Source organism: Streptomyces sp. NPDC043861, from assembly GCF_056435905.1.
Genome location: NZ_JBWKDP010000004.1, coordinates 574,078 through 596,437 on the forward strand (window position 1 = coordinate 574,078; position 22,360 = coordinate 596,437).

Below are 22,360 nucleotides of genomic sequence, written 5' to 3' on the forward strand. Positions count from 1 at the left end.
GAGGCATGTCGGGGCCGCTGAGGCTCATGCTCATGCGTGCCTTCCTCACATCTTCGGTCAACACATCTTCGATCAGCGTCGCCTGCGCCGCCGCGCTCGCTCTGCCGGTTCTCGCCCTGCCCCCGCTCGCGCTGCCGGAGGCTGTCGCGGCACCCGTTCCCGATGTGCCGGGCTCCACGCAGTCCCTGCCGCTGGCTCCGCTGCCAGGACTGCAGCGGGCGCCGGGCGGGACGGCCGCAGAGGGCCTGACGCCGCGCAATGTCCGCCCGTTCTCGCTCGTCGGAGTCGTCTGGGACGACGTGGACGTGGAACTGCGCGGCACGGTCCAGGTCCGCACCCGTGCGACCGGTTCCGCCGTCTGGTCCGAGTGGCAGGACGTGGAGGCCGACAACCGTGAGCACGGCGCCGACCCCGGTTCCGCCGAGCGGACCGACGGCCGCCCGGTGCGCGGTTCGACCGCACCGTTGTGGGTCGGCGCCTCGGACGGTGTGGAGGTCCGTGTGCGCCCCGAGCCTGCTGGAACGGGCACGCTGCGCGGTACGACGCCGCCGCTGCCCCACGGGCTGCGGCTGGAACTCGTCGACCCGGGGCCGTCCACGGAGGCGGAGGCCCAGCCGCCGACCCAGTCGCCGACCCAGCCGACCCAGGTGCCGGCTCAGCCGCCGGCCCAGCCGCCGCAGGAGCCCGGCATGGAGTCGCCCGGCGAACTGCCCGCCGAGGCCGCACCGGGCGAGGAGGAAGCACCGGTTCCGGGCGCCGCGTCCGAGGCCGATGCCGCCCTGATCGCAGGGATGACGGCCGAGGCCGCGGCCGCCTCCGCGGTGAACGCGGATCTGGCGCCGCTCGGCTCCACGGTGATCCCCGCGCTGTCGAAGGCGGAGACCGACGCGGAGGCGATGCTCTACGGCGTCGCAAAGCCGTACATCGGCCCGCGGCCGGTCATTGTCACGCGCAAGGGCTGGGGCGCCAACGAGAGCATCCGCGAGAAGCAGTTCCTCTACACGAAGTCGGTCAAAGCGGCCTTCATCCACCACAGTGCGACGGGGAACCGCTACACCTGTCAGCAGGCTCCCTCCGTCCTCCGCAGTATCTACCGCTACCACGTGCAGAGCAGCGGCTGGCGCGATCTCGGCTACAACTTCGCCATCGACAAATGCGGAAACATCTACGAAGGGCGTGCGGGAGGAGTGGCGAAGGCCGTGATGGGCGCGCACACGCTCGGTTTCAACAGCAACAGCATGGGCATCGCCGTCCTCGGCACCTACAGTACGACCGCCCCGCCCGCGGCCGCGGTGAACGCGATCGCCAGGCTCACCGCCTGGAAGCTGGGGCTGTACGGGGCGAACCCGCAGGCGACGACCCTGCTGACATCAGGCGGCGGCAACAAGTTCAAGAAGGGCACACTGGCCAGGCTCAACGTCATCTCCGGGCACCGCGACGGATTCTCGACCGACTGCCCCGGGGGTCAGCTCTACGGAAGGCTCGGCCAGGCACGCAGCGCATCGGCCAAGTACCAGGGGCGCTGATCCTGTACTGCGGTGCCGCATACGTACGTACGAACAGGCTGCATACACTGGCCGGTCATACGCACGAATTGCCCGGCCCCAGCAGGAAGCAGACATGGCATTGACTCAGGCCCAAGAAGCGATCCTCCTGGTCGGCGGCAAGGGCACGCGGTTGCGCCCGCTCACCGTGAACACGCCCAAGCCCATGGTCCCGGCGGCGGGCGTGCCGTTCCTCACCCACCAGCTGGCCCGGGCACGTGCGGCGGGAGTCGAGCACATCGTGCTGGCCACGTCGTATCTCGCGGAGGTCTTCGAGCCCTACTTCGGCGACGGTTCGTCGATGGGGCTGCACCTGGAGTACGTGACGGAAGTGGAGCCGCTCGGCACGGGCGGGGCGATCCGGAACGTGGCGTCGAGGCTGCGGTCGGGACCGGACGACCCGGTCCTCATCTTCAACGGGGACATCCTCACCGGCCTGGACATCCGCGGCCTGGTCGGGACCCATGCGCGGTCCGGCGCGGACGTCTCGCTGCATCTGACCCGGGTCGACGACCCGCGGGCCTTCGGACTGGTCCCGACGGACGAGCGCGGACGGGTGACGGCCTTCCTCGAGAAGCCCCAGTCACCCGAGGAGATCGTCACCGACCAGATCAACGCGGGGGCGTACGTCTTCCGCCGCTCGGTGATCGACAGCATTCCGGCGGGCCGCCCGGTCTCGGTCGAGCGGGAGACCTTCCCCGACCTGCTGTCGGCCGGGGCGCATCTGCAGGGCATGGTCGACTCCACGTACTGGCTCGATCTGGGCACTCCCCAGGCATTCGTCCGCGGTTCCGCCGACCTCGTTCTGGGCCGGGCCCCGTCCCCGGCCGTTCCCGGCCGCTGCGGCGACCGGCTGGTGCTGCCCACGGCCACGGTCGCCGCCGACGCCAAGCTCACCGCCGGCACGGTCGTCGGTGAGGGCGCGTCCATCGGCGAGGGAGCGCGGATCTCCGGCAGCACGGTCCTCGAAGGGGCCGTTGTGGAGCCGGGCGCGGTCATCACCGACTCCCTGATCGGCGCCCGTGCCAGGGTCGGCGCCCGCACGGTCCTCTCCGGTGCGGTGATCGGTGACGGTGCGGTCGTCGGTCCCGACAACGAACTGCGCGACGGGGTCCGGGTGTGGTGCGAGGCGACGATTCCCGCAGGGGCGGTTCGCTTCTCGTCGGACCAGTAGCGCGCGGGCCGGACCCCGGTCCGCGGCCTCCGGTCTCGAGTCGCACGCAGGCCGCCGCCGGGCGAGCGGGACGCGGCGGCGGATCGTGCCGACAGCCGGCCGCGGCCCGCTGCGCCGGGAAGCGGCCGGTGTACCGGGCCGTGCTTCGCCGGGGCGAGCCGCGCGTTCGGCCCCTACGCTCTAAGAGACCCCGACCCCCGAGGACCCCACCCGTGGCAGGACGCTTCGAACCCCGCCCCGCCGTCACCCGCACCACCACCCGCGGCGGCGAGGTCGCCGTACCCGCACCCAGGGGGGCGGCGCGCACCCAGGGCGGCCGGGAACGGCGTTATGTCCCGCCAGGGACGCTCGACCTCGGACTGGTTCTGGGCCCGCTGCGCCGCGGGCCCGCGGACCCCACGTTCCGTACCACCCCGGACGGCTCGGTCTGGCGGGCCACCCGCACCCCCGCCGGCCCCGGCACCCTCCGCGTCGGGGCACGAGACGGGGCGGTGCACGGCGAAGCCTGGGGCCCCGGCGCCGAGTGGCTCCTGGAGCAACTGCCCTCCCTGCTCGGCGATGCCGATGACCCGGGCGTCTTCGAGCCCCGCCACCGACTTGTCGCGGCCGCACACCGCCGCCGCCCGGGCCTGCGTCTGACCCGCACGGGGCTGGTCGTGGAGTCCCTGATCCCGTCCGTCCTGGAGCAGAAGGTCACCACGGACGAGGCCTACCGCGCCTGGCGGCTGCTCGTACGGAAGTACGGTGAGCCCGCGCCCGGACCGGCGCCCGAGCGGATGCACGTCATGCCCGAGCCCCGTGCCTGGGCGATGATCCCCTCCTGGGAATGGCACCGCGCGGGTGTCGACGACAAGCGTGCGTCCACGATCCTGCGCGCGGTCCGCGTGGCCCGCCGCATGGAGGAGGCCGCCGCGATGGATCCCGCTGCGGCCATGGCACGGCTGGAACTGATCCCGGGCATCGGCCCCTGGACCTCGGCCGAGACGGTCCAGCGCAGCAACGGTGCCCCCGACGCCGTCACCGTCGGCGACCTCCACCTCCCCGGCATCGTCGGCTACGCCCTGGCTGGGGACCGGGACGCCGACGACGCCGCGATGCTGGAGCTCCTCGAGCCGTATGCGGGCCAGCGCCACCGCGCCGCCCGGCTGATCCTGCTGAGCGGGACGACCCCGGCGCGCCGCAAGCCCAAGATGCCGCGGCACGACATCGCCGCGCTCTGAGGCGGTTCAGCGCACCTCGATGAACGACGACGCCTCCCGCTGCGGCCGTTCCTTCGGTGCTGCGGCTGGCCGCCCCACCGCCACCGCCCCCATCGGATCCCACGACCGGGGCAGCCCGAGCACGTCGCGCACGACCTCACGGCAGAACATCGTCGAGGACACCCACGCCGACCCGAGCTGTTCGCCGGCCAGCGCCACCAGGAAGTTCTGCACGCCCGCGCCCGCCGCGACCACGAACATCTCGCGCTCGGCCGTGTCCCGTCGGGTGTCGCCGTAGGTGTGCGAGCCGTCCATCACCAGACAGGGCACCACCAGGTAGGGGGCCTTGCGCAGCACGTCCCCGCGTCCGATCCGCTTGGCGATCGACTCGTCCGGCTTGCCGTCGCGCCGCAGATCCGCGATCCACGCATCCCGCATCGCGTCCAGCAGTCGTGTCCGCGACTCCCCGGACTCCAGGAGCACGAAGCGCCAGGGTGTGGTGTGGTGCGGCGCGGGAGCCGTGACGGCCGCCGCGACCGCGCGCCGTACCGCATCCGGGTCCACCGGATCGTCCGTGAACTCGCGGACCGTACGCCGCAGCGTCACCGCTTCCCTCACGGCCTCCGACGTACCGAGCCGGAACATGTCGTCCGCGGTCTCCCGCACTAGTGCGCGGGCACCATCCGTCCCGTCGACGACTACATGCCCGAGCCCGCGCACCACCGCCACCGGCAGCCCGGCCGCCTTGCCCTTGACCAGGTCACCGGCCCCTGCCAGCTCGTCGGCCGTGGCCACGACCGTCGCACCGAGCGGGTTTCCGTGCGCATCGGCACCACCCCGCAGATCGTCGAGCACCCGCACGCCCGCCGCGCCGATCGCGACATCGGTGAGGCCGGTCCGCCAGGGCCGCCCGAAGGTGTCGGTGACGACCACGCCCACCTCGACGCCGAGGGTGTCCCGCAGCCCCTGGCGGATGCGGGCGGCCGATGCGTCCGGGTTCTCGGGCAGCAACAGCACGGTCCCGGCCGGGGTGTTGGAGGCGTCGACACCGGCCGCGGCCATGACGAGACCCTGACGGTTCTCGACGATACGGAGGGCGCCCCGCCGCGCGACGACCCGTACGGTCTCCGCGTCGATGGCCTGCTCGCGGTCGTCGGCGGCGACGATCCGCCCCTCCGCCTTGCTCACGATCTTCGACGTGACGAGCAGGACGTCACCGTCCACCAGCCCCGGATCGGTGGTCGCGATCAGCTTGGCGATGTCGTCGCCCGGCCGGACCTCGGGCAGCCCGGGCAGCGCCCACACCCGGTACGACGACGCCGCCCCTGCTCCGGTCACGCCAGTACCTCCTGCGCGAGTGCCAGGGCCTCACGTGCCATACCCGCCGCGGCGTCGACGTCCGTCATCATCAGCGGCACGGCCCTGCACCGGATCCCCGCCTCCTCGACCTCGGCGACCGCCGGGGTGTCCACGGTGTCGACGAGCCAGCCGTCGAGCAGTCCGGAGCCGTAGTGCTTGGCCACCGCGGCCGCCGTCGATTCGACCCCGACGGCCGCCAGCACCTTGTCGGCCATGCCACGCACGGGCGCGTTGCCGACGATGGGGGAGAGGCCGATGACCGGAACGCCTGCCTCCGCGATCGCCTCGCGGATACCGGGCACCGCGAGGATCGTCCCGATGCTCACGACCGGGTTGGACGGGGGAAAGATGATGACGTCCGCGGCGCCGAGGGCCTCCAGCACGCCCGGCGCGGGCTTCGCCTGCTCGGCGCCGACGGGGACGACGGCGTGGGCGTCGACGGATGCCCGCAGCTTGACCCAGTACTCCTGGAAGTGCACGGCCTTGCGCTCGCCCTCCACGTCGACGGCGACATGGGTCTCGATCCGGTCGTCGGACATCGGAATCAGCCGCACTCCGGGCTGCCACCGCGCGCAGAGCGCTTCGGTGACGGCGCTGAGGGGATAGCCGGCGCCCAGCATCTGGGTGCGGACGATGTGCGTGGCGAAGTCGCGGTCGCCGAGACCGAACCATTCGGGACCCACGCCGTAGGCGGCGAGCTCGCTCTTGACCTGGAAGGTCTCGTCGGTACGTCCCCAGCCCTGCTCCTCGTTGATGCCGCCACCGAGCGTGTACATCACCGTGTCGAGGTCCGGGCAGACCTTGAGCCCGAACAGATGGATGTCGTCACCGGTGTTGCCGATCACGGTGATGTCGGCTTCGGGGGCGGCCGCCTTGAGGCCACGCAGAAAACGAGCACCGCCGATGCCGCCGGCCAGAACCACAATGCGCATGAACACAGTCTGTCAGCCGGAGGTTGATCGTTCGGGAGGTGGTGGCCCGCCGGCTGCACCGTACGGCGGCAGAAGGCGCTGAGGGCGCGCCCGTCAGGCGAGGGCGGCGTCCTGACGGGCGGGGTTGCACTGCGGGGAGTGCATCGGCATCTCGGTCAGGCCGGGGAAGTAGATGTGCAGGCTGACGGCGGCCTCCAGCGAGTCATTGACCACCTCGTGCACATATCCGGGCGCGAAGACCCGCTGCGCGCCGGCGGTCAGGGTGCGTGACGACGCGGCCGCGTGTTCCGTCAATTCGCCGGCCAGGACGGTCAGTACGCCGGAGGACCGGCCGTGGTCGTGGTGGCCGCTGCCCTGGCCGGGTACCCAGGAGAGCAGCCAGACCTCGTATCCGGGGCCGGTGCGCAGCCGGTGGTACCAGCGGGTGGTGGCGTCGTAACGCACGAGGTGGGCCCACTGGGCGCGGTCGGCGGCGATGGAGCGGGCGAGGCCGGCGAATTCGGCCACGGTCGCGGGGTGCTCCCGGGCGGGCTGGAGGAGGTGCTGGACCTCGAGGATGTCGCCGGCGATCTGAAGGTCGCTGTTGCTGTTCATGGGATGCGGTGGTTCCTCGGCAGAAACAGAAGGTCAGTGCTGGGGTGTCGCGGATGTCCGCCCGGGGCGGATGAGGAAGAGCTGGAGCGCTACGGCATCAACAGCTGGAACAGCAACAGCAACAGCGCGCCTGGACAGCGCTGCGGAACCCACGGGAGGGGGTCGCGGAAGGCGCTGTGGTCGCTGGCATGCCCTCCAAGGTGGCCAACAGGATCCCGGATGTCAACTCAATGACCGATTTGGTGGCAATGTTTCACCTCATCCGGTTACTCCAGTCGGAGAAAGGTTTGTGCGGTCGTGCGACCGGAGACATCGCGCAGCAACCGTGCTCTCAAACGTCGTTGTGCTCTCGTGATCAGACTGTGATCCGGATCGCTTGCGCGGCCGGACCGCAACATGATCGAACCGATCGGCGTCCTCCCTCGTAAGGACCGGTGGCCACCGGTCCCGTTCCGGGAGAGGGAGGGTGCGGCGGCGTACGCGGGCAGGCCAGTGGCATGTGTCTCGTTTTTGGTGATTTGAACACTTTCCGCATAGCCTTGGTTCCGCAGAGTGAATACCGGGCTCAATAGCAGATCTCGGCTTGACTGGCCCGGATCCACACACTTGTAATTTCACTCGTGTCGTTCGGCCGAAATCGGTAACGGCTGCATCACGGGGACGCAAAGACAGACGAGGGGCGCACATGACCGAGCTGTTCCAACAACTGCTGGTCGAGGACGCGGAAGAGGAACTCGGCTGGCAGGAGCGCGCGTTGTGCGCCCAGACCGACCCGGAGTCCTTCTTTCCAGAGAAGGGCGGTTCCACTCGCGAAGCCAAGAAGGTCTGCCTCGCCTGTGAAGTCCGCTCCGAATGCCTCGAGTACGCCCTTGCCAACGACGAGCGATTCGGAATCTGGGGCGGCCTGTCCGAGCGTGAACGCCGCCGTTTGAAAAAGGCCGCAGTCTGATCGAGGCGTCTCAGCGACACCGAGACCGAGACCGAGACCGACGCCCGCTGACGTACTGATGCTTCCGATGCCGTCGACGCGGCTCACGCCGTCGACGCGGCTCACGCCGTCGGCACGGCCCGCCCGGGCCGGCCGCCCGGGTCGTGGGCCGACGGCACACCCCGCCGCGATCCCGCCACCGCGCACCCGCTCACCACGCACGCCCGTCACGGCACACGCCCGTAACGGCACACACCCATACGTAAGAACGGTCCGCTGCCCCGGCTCTGTCCACAGGCGGCGGACCGTCTGCGTGTTCAGCCGTTAGTGTGGGGCCCCGTCCCAGACGCTTCAGCGCCCCCTCGCGGGGTGACCCCGGCCGGAGGGCCCGTACCTCAATGTCCGCCACCAACGCCGCGTTTCTTCCCGCAACCCCGCCCGAGTTCGCGCGGCACGTCGTCACCGCCGTCCTCGTCTCGCACGACGGTGCCCGCTGGCTGCCGGACGCGCTCGCCGGGCTGCTCGGCCAGGAACGCCCCGTGCAGAACGTCGTCGCCGCCGACACCGGCAGCGCCGACGATTCCGCGCAGCTGGTCACCGAGGCGCTCGGGGCCGACCGGGTGCTGCATCTCGCACGCCGCACCGGCTTCGGGGCCGCCGTCGAGGAAGCCGTCCGCACGGCCGGTGTGCTCACGCCCGACGACCTGCCCTATCTGAAGCGGCCCAGCGGCTGGGATCCGGCGACCAGGACCTGGCGCGACGACGCCTACGACATGCCGGACCTGCCCCACGGCGAACCCGTCCAGTGGCTGTGGCTGCTCCACGACGACTGCGCGCCCGCCCCCGACGCCCTCGCCGAACTGCTGCGCGTGGCCGACTCCGACGAATACGCCGCGATCATCGGCCCCAAGCTGCGCGGCTGGTACGACCGCAGGCAGCTCCTCGAAGCGGGCGTCTCGATCGCCAACAGCGGCCGCCGCTGGACCGGCCTCGACCGACGCGAGCAGGACCAGGGCCAGCACGACCAGGTCCGCACCGTCCTGTCCGTCTCCTCGGCCGGCATGCTCGTCCGCCGTGACGTGTGGGAGCAGCTCGGCGGCTTCGACCGCCGGCTCCCCCTCATGCGCGACGACGTCGACCTGTGCTGGCGCGCCAACGCCGCCGGACACCGCGTCCTGGTCGCCCCCGACGCCGTCCTCCGTCACGCGGAGGCCGCCGCCCGTGAGCGCCGTACCGTCGACTGCGCAGGCCGCTCCGTCGCCAGCCCGCACCGCGTCGACAAGGCGGGTGCCGTCTACACCCTCCTCGCCAACGCGCGCGGTCGCGCCCTGCCCTATGTGCTGCTCCGCCTCGTCCTCGGCACCCTGCTGCGGACCCTCGCCTATCTCGTCGGAAAGGCGCCCGGACAGGCCGTCGACGAGGTCATGGGTCTCTCCGGCACACTCCTGCGTCCCGAGCGGATCCTTGCCGGCCGCCGCAGACGCGCAAAGCCGGTGATGGACGCGAGCGAACTGCGTCCCCTCTTCCCTCCGCCGGGCGCCACCGTCCGTGCCACGGTCGAACAGGTCGCGAGCAGCCTCGGCGCGGGCAAGGAGACCGAATCCGGAGGCTCGCGCCACGGCGTGGTCGAATCCGGACCGGGCGGCGACGATGCCGACTACCTGGAGATCGAACAGTTCGCCCGGCTCAAGCGGGTCGCCCGCAAACCCGGGCCCGTCCTGTTCGCGCTCCTGCTGCTCGTCTCGCTCGTCGCCTGCCGGGCGCTTCTCACCGGTGGCGCGCTTGCCGGCGGTGCACTGCTCCCCGCCCCCGACACGGTTTCGGGACTCTGGGGCCGGTACGCCGACGCCTGGCACGCCCTCGGCACCGGGGGCACCCAGACCGCGCCCCCGTATCTCGCCGTCCTGGCCGCCCTGTCCGGGCTCTTCCTGGGCTCCACCGGCTTCGCGCTCACCGTGCTGCTGGTCTGCTCGGTGCCGCTCGCGGGTGCGACGGCGTACTTCGCGTCCCGTCCGCTCGTCGAGTCCCGGCTGCTGCGCGCCTGGGCGAGCATCGCCTACGCCTTCCTGCCCGCCGCGACCGGAGCCCTCGCCACCGGGCGGCTAGGCACCGCCGTACTCGTGATCGTCCTGCCGCTGATCGCGCGTGCCGCGGTGGCGGCGTACGGACTCGACCGCGAGGACGGCCTGCGCGGCAGCTGGCGCGCCACCTGGGCGTACGCCCTGCTCCTGACCTTCGCGACGGCCTTCACCCCGATCGTGTGGCCGATCGCGCTCGTCCTCGGTGTGGCGGCCCTGGTGCTGCGACGCGACGACGTCACTGCCTACGGTCTGCGCTTCCTCGCCGTCGTCGGCACCCCGCTGCTGGTCCTCGCCCCCTGGTCGCTCTCCCTGCTCACCAGCCCTTCCGGCTTCTTCCGCGAGGCCGGCCTGGACTTCGCCAAGGGCTCGGCCACCGCGCTCGACCTGCTCGGTGTCAGCCCCGGCGGCCCCAAGGCCGTCGGCGGGCTGGTGCTGATCGGCGTCGTTCTCGCGGCACTGGCGGCCCTGCTGCGCGCGGACCGCCGGTCCGCCATCCGGACGGCATGGGCCGTCGCCCTCGTCGCCCTCGTCTTCGCGGCCCTCGCGAACGGTTCGGGATGGGCCGGGCCGGCCACTCTCGTGTACGGCATGGCGCTGCTGGCCGCAGCCGTGGTGGGCGCGGAGGGTGCCCGCGAGCGGGTCGCAGCCGAGTCCTTCGGCTGGCGCCAGCCCGTGGCCGGGCTCGTCGCCCTCGCGGCGGTCGCTGCGCCCCTGCTGGCCGCCGTCAACTGGATGATCAGCGGCGCCGCGGGCCCGCTCGAGCGCCGCGACCCGGTACAGGTACCGGCCTTCGTCGCCGAGGAGAGCGACACGCGCGACCAGCCGCGCACCCTCGTCCTCGGCGGCAGCTCCGCCGCCAAGGTGTCCTACAGCCTGGTCCGCGGCTCCGGCGCCCGCCTCGGCGACGCCGAGCTGACCGAGGCGGGCGGCAGCGACGCCCGGCTCGACAAGGTCGTCGCCAACCTGGTCGCCGGCTCAGGGGCCGACCAGACCAGCCAGCTGAGCGGCTTCGCCATCCGGTACGTGCTCGTACGGGACGGGGCGCCGCGCCAGATGAGCCGCGTCCTCGACGCCACACCCGGCCTGTCCCGGCTCAGCCAGCTCGACGGCAGCGCGCTGTGGCGCGTCGACCGGCAGGTCGCCCGTGCGGTCATCGTCAACGGCAAGGCGGAGCCGCTTCCCGTGGCCTCCGGCCCCGTCGAGGCCCACACCAAAATTCCCCGGGGCGCCGAGGGTCGCGTGCTGCGCATCGCGGACCGTGCGGACGAGGGCTGGCGGGCCACGATCGACGGCCGTGCGCTGACCGCCACGACGGTCGACGGCTGGGCCCAGGGCTTCGAACTTCCCGCCGAGGGCGGCAAGCTCGACCTCACGTACGAGGAGCCGGTCACCCACACCGCCTGGATCTGGGCTCAGGGCGGGCTCGCCCTCGTCCTGGTGGTGCTCGCGCTGCCGGGCAGGCGCCGCGAGATCGACGACGACCTGCCGGACGAGGAAGCGGTGATCCCGGCCCAGCCCGTCGAGGGTGAGGGGCGCCGGGCCCGCAGGCTGCGCGCACAGGCGGAAGCGGCAGCGGAACCGGGCACCGCGGCCGCTCCCGAGCCCGGGCCGGTCCCTGATCCCGAGCCCCGGCCCGAGACCTATGCGGCGCTGCCGCAACAGCAGCAGTACGGGGAGTGGGACGGCAACCAGCCGTACGCGGGCGGGGACTACGGGTCGTACGACCAGCAGCAGTACCAGCCCTATGAGCAGCAGTACGGCTACGACGGGTATGGCGCGCAGCAGACGTATCCCGGGCAGCAGACGCAGCAGCAACAGCCGCAGCAGTACCCGCAGGACCAGTACGGACAGCAGCAGTACGACCCCTACGGGACGGGGCAGTACGACCCCTACGACTATGAGACCGAGCAGCGTCCCGACGGGAGCAGCAACCAGTGAACCGCACCACTCTCTCCCTGATCGCGGCTGCCACCGCCCTTGCCGCCGCGACCGGACTCGCCGCACTCACCGCGCCGGACGGCGGGGAACAGGCGGAGGCGAAGGCGCCGGCCCGGCTGCCGGTCGAGCGCTCCTCGCTGCTGTGCCCGGCGCCCAGCACGTCCGACATCGGGGAGACGGCCTACACGTCCTTCACCCCCGCGGGCAGCAAGGCCGACGCGGAAGCCGAGTCGGCGGCCGGGCTGATGCCGTCCGCCACGACACTGGCGGACTCCGACAGGGCGGCCGGTGACGGGGACGCCGCGGACAAGGACAAGAAGAAGGCCGGGGCCGCCGACGGGAGCAAGGCGAAGCAGCCTGCGCCCGGCAAGCCCTTCCTCGCCCTGAAGGAACCCGGCAAGCCGGCCGGAGCCAAGGAGTCCGGCAGCGACTCGCCCGCGCTCATCGGCACCGCCACCGGCAGATTCGCCCCGGGGTGGACGACGCAGCAGACCACCACGGTCACCGCGGGCAGCGGACGCGGAGTGCTGGGCGTCAGTTGCACCGCTCCGGACACCGACTTCTGGTTCCCGGGCGCCGGACTCGCCAAGGACCGGCAGGACTACGTCCACCTGACCAACCCCGACGACACCGGCGCCGTCGTCGACATCGAGCTGTACGGCAAGGACGGCGCGCTCAAGTCCCAGCTGACGGACGGCATCCCGGTGCCGGCCGGAGGCAGTGTTCCCGTCCTGCTCCCGACCCTCACGACCGACAAGGCCGAGGACGTGACGGTCCACGTGACCACCCGTACCGGCCGAGTGGGTGCCGTGGTCAGAGGCGCGGGGGACGACATCGGCAGTGACTGGCTGACCGCCTCCGCCGACCCGGCGGGCACGCTCGTGCTCCCCGGCATCCCCGCGGACGCGACCTCCGTACAGCTCGTGGCGTTCGCGCCCGGCGACGACGACGCCGATCTCAAGCTCCGGCTCGCGACCGCGTCGGGCACGATCACTCCGGCGGGCGCAGAGAGCCTGCGGGTGAAGTCGGGCATGACGGCATCCCTCGATCTGAAGGACGTCACCAAGGGAGAGGCGGGCTCACTGCTGCTCAGCCCCGCGGAGAGCGGCAAGTCGGCCCCCGTGGTCGCCGCGCTGCGCGTCACGCGCGGCAAGGGGGACAAGCAGGAGATCGCGTTCATCCCGGCGACGGCCCCGGTGACGGGACGGGCCACGGCTGCGGACAACCGCGCCAAGGGCTCGGTCCTCTCCCTGACCGCGCCCACCGCCACCGCACAGGTCAAGGTCACGGCCTCGGCCGGTACCGAGGGCGGCGAGCAGATCGTCAAGACGTACACGGTCAAGGCCGGTACGACCCTGGCCGTCACCCCGCCCGTCCCGTCCGGACTCAAGGGTTCCTACGCCCTGACGGTCGAGCCCCGGTCCGGAGGCCCGGTCCATGCGGCGCGCACCCTGCTGCTGCCACAGGGCGGGATCGAGATGTTCACGGTCCAGACGCTCCCGGACGACCGCGGAACGGTCGCGGTCCCGGCCGCGGAGCAGGACCTGTCGGTCCTGGACGACTAAGGGCTGTCCCGTAATCTCCGGTGGATCAGCGCGCGGCGTCAGATGCGGTGCATCGTAAGGCGGAGGGGTGTCCTCATACTGGGCGTATTCGGGCACTCCGACAACGCAGCGTGGGGGTGCCTCCCAGCGGCAGCTGGGGGAGTGCCGTAGCTGTCGACGTGCGCCCGCCGGGGATTACGGGACAGCCCTTGGTGACCTGAGTCGGAGATTCGGGCCCGGTCCTCCCCGAACCGGCCGGCCCGGCGGTCGGTCAGTCCTGTCCGTACCGCGGATCGACGGACTCCGGAGAGAGGCCCAACAGGTCGGCGACCTGCTCCACGACGACCTCGTGGACCAGCTGGGCCCGCTCGTCGCGGTTCTTCGTGCGGATCTCGACCGGTCGCCGATAGACGACGATGCGTGCGGGCGCTCCCTTGCCCGCCGGGACCGAGTCGCCCAGCGGCACGGTCTCGTCCGGTGACCCGGGAACCTCCAGCACCAGGAACTCCACGTCGGCGAGCTGTGGCAAGCGCCGCTCCAGCCGTTCCACCGAGTCCTGTACGAGATCGCGGAACGTCTCGGCACGGCTCACGGAGAGCGGTACCTGCGGCGGGGCGACGGGCCCGCGCATACCGCGGCCATGGCGGTCGCGGCGGCGGGGCCGCGGTTCCCTCGGCTCGGTGGGAGGGGGCGGTACAGGACTGTCCATCACTGACGCAGGGTAGCTCTCCGGCGCGGGCCCGCACCGGGGGGCGCGTGCCCCCGCGGCACGGCATGTCGCCCGGTACGCCGCTGTCTCCAGGATGCATGTCGTTTATTGAACATTCCGGCCAAGCTTGGGCTCGATTCCATGTCTCCGCGCGACCGCCGCCCTCATGGCGATTGACGTGATTTATGTCGGGCCGTGACCGGATCGCGTACCGCCGACGATCGGGCGCCGTCGCTCCCACGCAGGTCAGGACAGCCGTCCGAAAGGCGCCTGTGCCGGACGTCACAGCACGACACGGTGGAGTGACCTGGTGGAGAGTCGTCGCGGCCCGCTCAAGAGTGCGGTACCGTCCAACATCGTGAGCCCTGTACGTCGCTGTTCGCGCACTGCGTGCGGCCGCCCTGCCGTCGCGACACTGACGTACGTCTATGCCGATTCGACCGCGGTCCTCGGCCCGCTCGCCACCTACGCCGAACCCCACTGCTACGACCTGTGTGCCGAGCACAGTGAGCGCCTCACCGCGCCGCGCGGCTGGGAAGTCGTACGGCTCTCGGACGCCTCTGGCCCGGCCCGGCCCAGTGGCGACGATCTTGAAGCTCTCGCCAACGCGGTCCGTGAGGCGGCACGTCCGCAGCAGCGCGCGGCCCAGGCGAGCGGCGGTGCCGGCGCCCGCAGGGCGGACCCGGTGGAGGCCGGGCGTCGCGGTCATCTCCGGGTGCTGCGTTCCCCCGACTCCTGAACTGCCGTCCCTCCGGCTTCCCTTCCCCTTTTCTGTTCCCGTCGTCTTCCGGATTGCTCTTCCTGCAGCCCTTTCTCCTGCTGCGAGCCTTCTTCGTTCCTCCCGTCAGGCCCGGCCTGCCTCCCGTCCGGCCTGGCCTGTCGCAGCCTTCCTTCCCACGTTCTGCCACGACCTTCGCCCACGGCCCCGCGGCATCCGGCGCGCCCTCCGTGCGGCCTCGTACAGGTAGTTTGAGGTGACCGAAGAGACTTTCAGGAGGGTTGGGCCGTGGCTGCTTCTGCTGCTGCTGATCTGTCGCAGATCGTGAAGGCGTACGACATCCGCGGGGTGGTGCCTGATCAGTGGGACGAGTCGCTGGCCGAGTTGTTCGGGGCCGCGTTCGTGCAGGTGACGGGCGCCGACGCGATCGTCGTGGGCCATGACATGCGCCCGTCGTCGCCGGGGCTCTCCGCCGCTTTCGCACGTGGTGCCGCGAACCGGGGTGCGGACGTGACCATGATCGGGCTGTGCTCGACCGATCAGCTGTACTTCGCGTCCGGGCACTTCGGACTGCCGGGCGCAATGTTCACGGCGTCGCACAACCCGGCGCAGTACAACGGCATCAAGTTGTGCCGGGCCGGGGCGGCGCCCGTGGGCCAGGATTCGGGGCTGGCCGAGATCCGCGGCCTCGTCGGGGGCTGGGTCGCGGAGGGAGCGCCGGACCCGGTCTCGGCCCCCGGCTCGATCACCGAGCGGGACACGCTGACCGAGTATGCGGCCCACCTGCTCTCCCTGGTGGACCTGTCCGCCGTCCGCCCGCTGAAGGTCGTCGTCGACGCGGGCAACGGCATGGGCGGCCACACGGTCCCGACGGTGTTCTCGTCGCTGCCGATCGAGCTCGTGCCGATGTACTTCGAGCTGGACGGCACCTTCCCGAACCACGAGGCCAATCCGCTGGATCCGAAGAACCTCGTGGACCTCCAGGAGCGCGTGCGCATCGAGGTCGCCGACATCGGCCTCGCCTTCGACGGCGACGCGGATCGCTGTTTCGTCGTCGACGAGCGGGGCGAGCCGGTCACACCTTCGGCGATCACCGCGCTGGTGGCGGCACGAGAACTGGAGAAGCACCCCGGGGGGACGGTCATCCACAACCTGATCACGTCGTGGTCGGTGCCGGAGGTCGTACGCGAGCACGGCGGCACGCCGGTCCGCACCCGTGTCGGGCACTCCTTCATCAAGGAGGAGATGGCCCGCACGGGAGCGATCTTCGGCGGGGAGCACTCCGCGCACTACTACTTCCGCGACTTCTGGAACGCCGACACGGGCATGCTGGCCGCCCTCCATGTGCTCGCCGCCCTGGGCACCCAGGAAGCCCCCCTCTCCGCTCTGGTCGCCCGCTACGACCGCTACCGCAGCTCCGGAGAGATCAACTCCACCGTTGCCGACCAGACGGCCCGGGCGACGATGGTCCGTGAGGCCTTCACAGGCCGCGAGGACGTCACGATCGACACCCTCGACGGCCTCACCGTCTCGACCGAGAACTGGTGGTTCAACCTCCGCGCATCCAACACGGAGCCGCTCCTCCGGCTGAATGTCGAGGCCCGCGACGAGGTGACGATGGTCGCGGTGCGCGACGAGGTGCTGGGACTCGTACGGGGCGCCTGACGCACCCGCCGCCGCAGGGGGTCCCGACGGTGCAGACGGGACACCCTGTGGCGGCCTCTCGCCCAGGCCGCTGTCCGTATGCCGTCATGGGGTGCCGTACCGCGGCAGCGGGGGCGCAGAGGCCGCCCGTACCCCCGCCCTCGGCCCATGCAGCAGCACCATCCCCCTGCCGGGCGGCCCGCAGCCGGCCGGCAACCGGACACCGGGCGGTCAGGACCCGGCCCGAAGGGCCCCGTATCCGGACACGCCGAGCCGCGCCGCCCGCCCCCCGGCGGTAGGCTGACGTGGCCCAAACCGCATGTTCGAAGGGACATCCCATGCCGCTCGAAGCCGGTCTCCTGGAGATCCTCGCCTGCCCGGCCTGCCACGCGCCGCTCCGCGACGAAACGGCAGCCGATACGCCCGAGTTGATCTGCACCGGCAAGGACTGCGGCCTGGCGTATCCCGTACGCGACGGCATCCCGGTCCTCCTCGTCGACGAGGCCCGCCGTCCCGCGTAAGCCCGCCCCCGCACCCGTACGGCGAATCGGAGGCCCATCAACATGCTCGACGAGTCACTCCTCGACGCCCCGGAAGCCCTCGCCCGCGCCGACCGCCGTGAGCTGCTCCGCGGCGCCGCGGAGTCCGGCGCGCGGGTACGCACCGCAGCCCGGCACGCCGCCGAGGCCGGGATCGCCGAGCTGAAGCCCGAGGGCCGCCCTCGGGCCGTGCTCATCGCCGGCCCCGGCACCGCCGCCACGGGCGTCGCCGACCTCATCGCCGCGCTCGCCGGAGCCTCGGCCCCGGTCGCCCGGCTGCACCCCAACGGCGTCGCACCCGCCGCCGGGGCACTCCGCTGGGCGCTCCCCGGCTGGGCAGGGTCCGTGGACCTGCTCCTCATCGCCACCACCGACGGCACCGAGCCCGGCCTCGCCCTCCTGGCCGAGCAGGCGTACCGCCGCGGTTGCACGGTCGTCGCCGTGGCCCCGCAGCGCTCCCCGCTCTCGGAGGCAGTCGACGGCGTCCACGGCCTGGTGGTCCCGATGGCGACCGCCCCGTACGAGCTGTACGACGAGACGCAGGCCGCAGCGAGCCCGGGCGCGCTGTGGGCACTCTTCACGCCCCTCCTCGCACTCCTCGACCGCGTCGGCCTGCTGTCCGCACCCCCCGACGTCCTCCAGAGCGTCGCCGACCGCCTGGACCGGACCGCGGAACGGTGCGGGCCCGCCATCGCGACGTACAGCAATCCCGCCAAGACGCTCGCCGCCGAGCTCGCCGACACCCTCCCGCTCATCTGGACCGAGGGGACTGCCGCTCCGGTGGGCCGCCGGTTCGCCGCCGTGCTCGCCGAACTCGCCGGCCTCCCCGCGCTCTCCGCCGAGCTGCCCGAGGCGCTGCCGGCCCATGGAGTCCTGCTCGCGGGCGACTTCGCGGCCGGTGCCGATCCGGAGGACTTCTTCCGCGACCGTGTCGAGGAGCCACAGGCCCTGCGCGCCCGCGTGCTGCTGCTGCGGGACCGTTCCAACGGCGGCCTCACCGCGGCGCCCGCCGCACGGGAACTCGCGCTCAGCCACGACACGGCCATCAGCGAAGTGGAACCCGAGGAGGGCAGCGAGCTGGAGACCCTGGCCGAGCTCCTCGCGGTGACCGACTTCGCGGCCGGCTATCTGGCCCTGGCGACCGGCGGCCACGCCTGAGGCACGCCCGCACCCGACACACCAACCGCCACGCACGTGCCATCCGTACGCCACATCCCCGCCACATACCGAGCCGAGGATCACCGTTCATGGACCGCCTCTCCAACACCGTGCGTCCCTACGCCTGGGGTTCCACGACCCTCATCCCGGGCCTCCTCGGCACCGCCCCCACCGGCGAGCCCCAGGCCGAGATGTGGATGGGCGCCCATCCGGGGGCGCCCTCGCGCACCGATCGCGGTGCCCTGAACGACGTCATCACCGCCGATCCCGTGCGTGAGCTCGGCGCCGAGTCCGCCGACAAGTTCGGACCCCGCCTCCCCTTCCTGTTCAAGGTGCTCGCCGCCGGCACACCGCTCTCCCTCCAGGTCCATCCGGACCTGGCCCAGGCCAAGGAGGGCTACGCCGCCGAGGAGCGCGCCGGAATCCCCATGGACGCGCCGCACCGCAACTACAAGGACGACAACCACAAGCCCGAACTGATCTGCGCGCTCACCCCCTTCGACGGGCTGTGCGGTTTCCGCCCGCCCGTCGACACCGCCGACCTCCTCGCCGGTCTGGGAATCGACTCTCTGAAGCCGTACGTCGACCTCCTCCACGCCCATCCCGAGGAGGCCGCTCTGCGCGAGGTCCTCAGCGCCGTGCTCACCGCCGACCCGGAGGACATGGCGCACACCGTCACCGAGACCGCGGCCGCCGCCGAGCGCCTCGGTGGCCCGTACACCCCCTACGCCACCCTCGCCCACCACTTCCCCGGAGACCCGGGCGTCATCGCCGCCACGCTGCTCAACCACATCCGCCTTCAGCCCGGCGAGGCCCTGTTCCTCGGCGCCGGTGTCCCGCACGCCTACATTTCCGGCCTCGCCGTCGAGATCATGGCCAACTCGGACAATGTGCTGCGCTGCGGGCTGACGCCCAAGCACGTCGACGTCCCCGAACTGCTCCGGGTCGTCCGCTTCGAGGCCTCGGAGCCTGCCGTCCTGCGCCCGGAGGCGTCACCGTCGGGGGAGGAGCTGTACGACACCCCGATCGACGAGTTCCGGCTGTCCCGCTACGTTCGGTCCGAGGGCGCGGTACCCACCGATGTCACCACCTCCACCCCCCAGATCCTGTTGGCGACCGCAGGGCACCCGAAGGCGGGGGAAGTCGAGCTCGCTCCCGGCGAGTCCGTCTTCGTCCCGGCGGGCGAGAAGACCGAACTGTCCGGTACGGGCACCGTATTCCGTGCCACCGTGGTGGTCTGACCTGCCGTCCGCGCCGCATGCTGCAACAATGGCCCGCCGTGCCGGGGCCCTGCCGCGGTGCTGCCCGCACATCAGGAGCTTCGAGGAAGGACACCGCACCCATGAGCGCGTCAGGCGGAACCAAGGCGATCGTGGCGGCACTCGCCGCGAACCTCGCGATCGCGGTAGCCAAGTTTGTGGCGTTCCTCTTCAGCGGCTCCTCTTCGATGCTGGCGGAGAGCGTCCACTCGGTCGCCGACTCGGGCAACCAGGGCCTGCTGCTCCTCGGGGGCAAGAAGGCGAAGCGCGAGGCGACGTCCGAGCACCCGTTCGGCTACGGCCGTGAGCGCTACATCTACGCCTTCCTCGTCTCGATCGTGCTTTTCTCGGTCGGCGGCATGTTCGCGATCTACGAGGGCTACGAGAAGATCTCGCATCCGCACGAGATCAAGGACTGGTACTGGCCCATCGGTGTGCTGGTCTTCGCGATCATCGCCGAGACCTTCTCCTTCCGCACGGCCATCAAGGAGTCCAACGTCCTGCGCGGCCGGCGTTCCTGGAAGGAGTTCGTCCGCCACGCAAAGGCCCCCGAGCTGCCGGTGGTCCTCCTCGAGGACCTCGGCGCGCTCGTCGGCCTGGTCCTCGCGCTCGGCGGTGTCGGGCTCGCGCTGCTCACGGGCAACGGCGTCTGGGACGGCATCGGAACCCTCTGCATCGGCGTCCTGCTCATCCTGATCGCCCTGGTGCTCGCCGCCGAGACCAAGTCCCTGCTTCTCGGTGAGGCCGCCGGCGCGGAGGACGTCGAGAAGATCAAGGCCGCCGTCGTCGACGGCGAGACGGTCACCGGCATCATCCACATGCGTACGCTCCACCTCGGACCGGAGGAACTGCTGGTCGCGGCCAAGGTCGCCGTCCGGCACGACGACACGGCCGTCCAGGTCGCGAGGGCCATCAACGCCGCCGAGGAGCGCATTCGCGCGGCAGTCCCGATCGCCCGGGTCATCTACGTGGAGCCGGACATCTACAGCGAGGCAGCAGCGGCCGCGGGTGCGGACCCCGCCAAGTCCCCTGGCGGGCCGGGCCCGGACCTCGCCCACTGACGACGCACCGGTGACGTACGGGCGGACGCCCGCCCGGAACGCCGTCGGCCGGAGGCCCTCGGACCGAGCAGCTCGGTCCGAGGGCCTCCGCGTACGCGGCAACGCCGAGATCGCAAGCCCAGCCGCTCCGCGGAGCCGCCGTTAGCGGTCGGCGCGCACGTCCGCCGGGCGGGCACACGCACCTGTGTGCATACGGTCAGGGACGTACGTACGCGGGAGGGCGGACGGAAACCCCTCGCCGCCCCGTCAGCCACCCGGCAAGTCCGCAACCCGCACCGACAAGAGCGACGACAACGCCGAGCACGAGGCCCACGGCCAGTACCGCCGGCACGGTCTCGTCATCGAGCACGCGCCCCTGCACCGCGGCCGTCGGCACGGTCCCACCGGCACCCTCGCTCCGGAAGTAGCGGGAATCCCGGGCGTTGCCGCGGTTGTCCCCGAGCAGGAACAGCCGCCCTTCGGGCACCGACACGTCGTAGCGCTGACCGTCACCGACCGGATCGCCGTCGAGTACGTACGGCTCCGAGAGCGGAGTTCCGTTCACCGAGACCCGTGTGCCGTCGCAGACCACCCGGTCGCCGCCCACGCCGATCACCCGCTGGGTCACAGAGCCGCCGCGGTAACGCTCCGGCATGCTGATGGCCACGACGTCGCCGCGCCGTACCTGCTCACCCTCGATCCGCTCGAGTACGAAACCGTCACCCACCTGGTGCGTGGGCCGCATTGCGTCGCCGCCCTGGGTCACGGTCGAGTACCCGTACACGAACAGCAGCCACGACCCCGCGGCCAGCACCACCCCCAGCGACACCAGCACCCACCCGGCGATCCGCATCCCACGTCCCGGTCTGCCCGACCTCATGCTCTTTCCCTCCCCGGCAGAGCACGGCCGTGCCCTGCCCTGCTCTGCCCTTGCCTCCGACCCGCGCGGTTCGGCGTGGCGTCCGCGCGGATTCCCGTGCGGCGTCGACACGTGTCACGCACCCTATGGGGCCCTTCCGGCCCGGGGTGGACCGATGGGCGGGCTGTGGCCCGCCGCACCGATCGGTGTAGATTCGTGACCAGAGCCAGACGTCGCTGCTGATGGCGGTCGGGCGGTTCGCGATCGCGGACCGGCCGAGGGAGAGAGGGCCTCCGACGGACTGCGCTGCGGACGTCTGCGCGCGTTCAGGCCATATGTGCGTCCTCGCATACGTGTGCCCTTTTTCGCCGTGGCAACCGCAGCTGTCAGCAAGCCCCAATCGAGCCCCATCCATCCCTCACCCCATCTTGAGGAGCAGCTCGCAATGACGACTGTCGCCGCCGGTCAGGACTTCAAGGTCGCGGACCTTTCCCTCGCGGAGTTCGGCCGCAAGGAGATCACTCTCGCCGAGCACGAGATGCCCGGTCTGATGGCGATCCGCAAGGAGTACGCGGCTTCGCAGCCGCTGGCCGGTGCCCGTGTCACCGGTTCGTTGCACATGACGGTGCAGACCGCTGTGCTGATCGAGACGCTGGCGGCCCTGGGTGCCGAGGTCCGCTGGGCGTCCTGCAATATTTTCTCGACCCAGGACCATGCCGCTGCGGCGATCGCTGTCGGTCCGAACGGCACCGTGGACGAGCCCCGGGGCATTCCGGTCTTCGCCTGGAAGGGCGAGACGCTCGAGGAGTACTGGTGGTGCACGGAGCAGGCGCTGACCTGGCCGAACTCGCCGACCGGTGGTCCGAACATGATCCTGGACGATGGTGGTGACGCCACCCTCCTGGTCCACAAGGGCGTCGAGTTCGAGAAGGCCGGCGAGGCTCCGGACCCGTCGACCGCGGACAGCGAGGAGTACGGCTACATCCTCACGCTGCTGAACCGCACCCTTGCCGAGAACCCGCAGAAGTGGACCCGTCTCGCGTCCGAGATCCGTGGTGTGACGGAGGAGACGACGACGGGTGTGCATCGTCTGTACGAGATGCAGCGTGATGGTCTGTTGTTGTTCCCGGCGATCAATGTG

18 protein-coding genes are annotated in these 22,360 nt (G+C 71.5%); 13 read left to right on the forward strand and 5 right to left on the reverse strand.

What is annotated here, in order from left to right:
• Nucleotides 1-32 precede the first annotated feature (32 nt).
• The 3 genes from AC068D_RS13420 to AC068D_RS13430 all read left to right on the forward strand — a co-directional run bounded on the left by AC068D_RS13420 (nt 33) and on the right by AC068D_RS13430 (nt 3,938).
• Complete coding sequence (locus tag AC068D_RS13420; RefSeq protein ID WP_478823100.1) at nt 33-1,526, forward strand: peptidoglycan recognition protein family protein; 1,494 nt, start codon at nt 33-35, stop codon at nt 1,524-1,526.
• 100 nt (nt 1,527-1,626) lie between these two features.
• Entirely contained in the window at nt 1,627-2,718 is a 1,092-nt protein-coding gene (gene manB, locus AC068D_RS13425; protein ID WP_478823156.1) for a mannose-1-phosphate guanylyltransferase, read from the forward strand.
• 212 nt (nt 2,719-2,930) lie between these two features.
• Complete coding sequence (locus AC068D_RS13430) at nt 2,931-3,938, forward strand: DNA-3-methyladenine glycosylase family protein (RefSeq protein ID WP_478823101.1); 1,008 nt, start codon at nt 2,931-2,933, stop codon at nt 3,936-3,938.
• Between the two features lie 6 nt (nt 3,939-3,944).
• Here the strand turns inward: AC068D_RS13430 and AC068D_RS13435 are convergent, their stop codons facing one another.
• The 3 genes from AC068D_RS13435 to AC068D_RS13445 form a co-directional block, all read right to left on the reverse strand.
• Nucleotides 3,945-5,255 carry a coenzyme F420-0:L-glutamate ligase gene (locus tag AC068D_RS13435; protein ID WP_478823102.1) on the reverse strand — a complete coding sequence of 437 codons (1,311 nt, stop codon included), beginning with the start codon at nt 5,253-5,255 and terminating at the stop codon, nt 3,945-3,947.
• Nucleotides 5,252-6,208 carry a 2-phospho-L-lactate transferase gene (gene cofD / locus AC068D_RS13440; RefSeq protein ID WP_478823103.1) on the reverse strand — a complete coding sequence of 319 codons (957 nt, stop codon included), beginning with the start codon at nt 6,206-6,208 and terminating at the stop codon, nt 5,252-5,254. Before cofD ends, AC068D_RS13435 begins: the two co-directional genes overlap by 4 nt.
• 93 nt (nt 6,209-6,301) lie before the next feature.
• Complete coding sequence (locus AC068D_RS13445; protein ID WP_478823104.1) at nt 6,302-6,802, reverse strand: cysteine dioxygenase; 501 nt, start codon at nt 6,800-6,802, stop codon at nt 6,302-6,304.
• A 685-nt stretch (nt 6,803-7,487) separates the two neighbouring features.
• On the opposite strand from AC068D_RS13445, the gene AC068D_RS13450 reads away from it, so the two are divergent.
• From AC068D_RS13450 to AC068D_RS13460, 3 genes are all read left to right on the forward strand, one after another.
• Complete coding sequence (locus tag AC068D_RS13450; RefSeq protein ID WP_077974550.1) at nt 7,488-7,751, forward strand: WhiB family transcriptional regulator; 264 nt, start codon at nt 7,488-7,490, stop codon at nt 7,749-7,751.
• A 377-nt stretch (nt 7,752-8,128) separates the two neighbouring features.
• Nucleotides 8,129-11,749, forward strand: a complete 3,621-nt coding sequence (locus AC068D_RS13455; protein WP_478823105.1) for a glycosyltransferase family 2 protein — start codon at nt 8,129-8,131, stop codon at nt 11,747-11,749.
• Nucleotides 11,746-13,314 (forward strand): DUF5719 family protein, encoded by a 1,569-nt coding sequence (locus AC068D_RS13460; RefSeq protein WP_478823106.1) that lies wholly within the window; start codon nt 11,746-11,748, stop codon nt 13,312-13,314. Before AC068D_RS13455 ends, AC068D_RS13460 begins: the two co-directional genes overlap by 4 nt.
• Before the next feature lie 250 nt (nt 13,315-13,564).
• Here AC068D_RS13460 and AC068D_RS13465 read toward each other — a convergent pair whose 3' ends face one another.
• Nucleotides 13,565-14,002: a metallopeptidase family protein gene (locus AC068D_RS13465; protein ID WP_478823157.1), complete on the reverse strand. Its 438-nt coding sequence runs from the start codon at nt 14,000-14,002 to the stop codon at nt 13,565-13,567.
• 310 nt (nt 14,003-14,312) lie between these two features.
• Between AC068D_RS13465 and AC068D_RS13470 the strand changes: the two genes are divergently transcribed.
• The 6 genes from AC068D_RS13470 to AC068D_RS13495 all read left to right on the forward strand — a co-directional run bounded on the left by AC068D_RS13470 (nt 14,313) and on the right by AC068D_RS13495 (nt 20,381).
• A complete protein-coding gene (locus AC068D_RS13470; RefSeq protein ID WP_478823107.1) occupies nt 14,313-14,741 on the forward strand; it encodes a DUF3499 domain-containing protein in 429 nt (142 codons plus the stop codon).
• A gap of 267 nt (nt 14,742-15,008) precedes the next feature.
• A complete protein-coding gene (locus AC068D_RS13475) occupies nt 15,009-16,385 on the forward strand; it encodes a phosphomannomutase/phosphoglucomutase (protein ID WP_478823108.1) in 1,377 nt (458 codons plus the stop codon).
• Between the two features lie 317 nt (nt 16,386-16,702).
• On the forward strand, nt 16,703-16,885 hold the full coding sequence (locus AC068D_RS13480) for a Trm112 family protein (RefSeq protein WP_478823109.1): 183 nt from the start codon (nt 16,703-16,705) through the stop codon (nt 16,883-16,885).
• A gap of 42 nt (nt 16,886-16,927) precedes the next feature.
• Nucleotides 16,928-18,061 carry an SIS domain-containing protein gene (locus AC068D_RS13485; protein ID WP_478823110.1) on the forward strand — a complete coding sequence of 378 codons (1,134 nt, stop codon included), beginning with the start codon at nt 16,928-16,930 and terminating at the stop codon, nt 18,059-18,061.
• Between the two features lie 89 nt (nt 18,062-18,150).
• Entirely contained in the window at nt 18,151-19,302 is a 1,152-nt protein-coding gene (gene manA, locus AC068D_RS13490) for a mannose-6-phosphate isomerase, class I (RefSeq protein WP_478823111.1), read from the forward strand.
• A 101-nt stretch (nt 19,303-19,403) separates the two neighbouring features.
• Nucleotides 19,404-20,381 (forward strand): cation diffusion facilitator family transporter, encoded by a 978-nt coding sequence (locus tag AC068D_RS13495; RefSeq protein ID WP_478823112.1) that lies wholly within the window; start codon nt 19,404-19,406, stop codon nt 20,379-20,381.
• Between the two features lie 196 nt (nt 20,382-20,577).
• On the opposite strand, the gene lepB is transcribed toward AC068D_RS13495, so the two are convergent.
• Nucleotides 20,578-21,213 (reverse strand): signal peptidase I, encoded by a 636-nt coding sequence (gene lepB / locus AC068D_RS13500; protein WP_478823113.1) that lies wholly within the window; start codon nt 21,211-21,213, stop codon nt 20,578-20,580.
• A 451-nt stretch (nt 21,214-21,664) separates the two neighbouring features.
• Here lepB and AC068D_RS13505 point away from each other — a divergent pair.
• A partial coding sequence (locus tag AC068D_RS13505) for an adenosylhomocysteinase (RefSeq protein WP_478823114.1) occupies nt 21,665-22,360 on the forward strand: 696 nt, incomplete at its 3' end.

What these genes read in the sequence shown, in the direction of transcription:
- AC068D_RS13420 (WP_478823100.1), top strand. Translation starts at nt 33, where the DNA reads ATGCGTGCCTTCCTCACATCTTCGGTCAACACATCTTCGATCAGCGTC.
- cofD (WP_478823103.1), bottom strand. Translation starts at nt 6,208, where the DNA reads ATGCGCATTGTGGTTCTGGCCGGCGGCATCGGCGGTGCTCGTTTTCTG.
- AC068D_RS13445 (WP_478823104.1), bottom strand. Translation starts at nt 6,802, where the DNA reads ATGAACAGCAACAGCGACCTTCAGATCGCCGGCGACATCCTCGAGGTC.
- AC068D_RS13450 (WP_077974550.1), top strand. Translation starts at nt 7,488, where the DNA reads ATGACCGAGCTGTTCCAACAACTGCTGGTCGAGGACGCGGAAGAGGAA.
- AC068D_RS13455 (WP_478823105.1), top strand. Translation starts at nt 8,129, where the DNA reads ATGTCCGCCACCAACGCCGCGTTTCTTCCCGCAACCCCGCCCGAGTTC.
- AC068D_RS13465 (WP_478823157.1), bottom strand. Translation starts at nt 14,002, where the DNA reads ATGGACAGTCCTGTACCGCCCCCTCCCACCGAGCCGAGGGAACCGCGG.
- AC068D_RS13480 (WP_478823109.1), top strand. Translation starts at nt 16,703, where the DNA reads ATGCCGCTCGAAGCCGGTCTCCTGGAGATCCTCGCCTGCCCGGCCTGC.
- AC068D_RS13485 (WP_478823110.1), top strand. Translation starts at nt 16,928, where the DNA reads ATGCTCGACGAGTCACTCCTCGACGCCCCGGAAGCCCTCGCCCGCGCC.
- manA (WP_478823111.1), top strand. Translation starts at nt 18,151, where the DNA reads ATGGACCGCCTCTCCAACACCGTGCGTCCCTACGCCTGGGGTTCCACG.
- AC068D_RS13495 (WP_478823112.1), top strand. Translation starts at nt 19,404, where the DNA reads ATGAGCGCGTCAGGCGGAACCAAGGCGATCGTGGCGGCACTCGCCGCG.
- lepB (WP_478823113.1), bottom strand. Translation starts at nt 21,213, where the DNA reads ATGCGGATCGCCGGGTGGGTGCTGGTGTCGCTGGGGGTGGTGCTGGCC.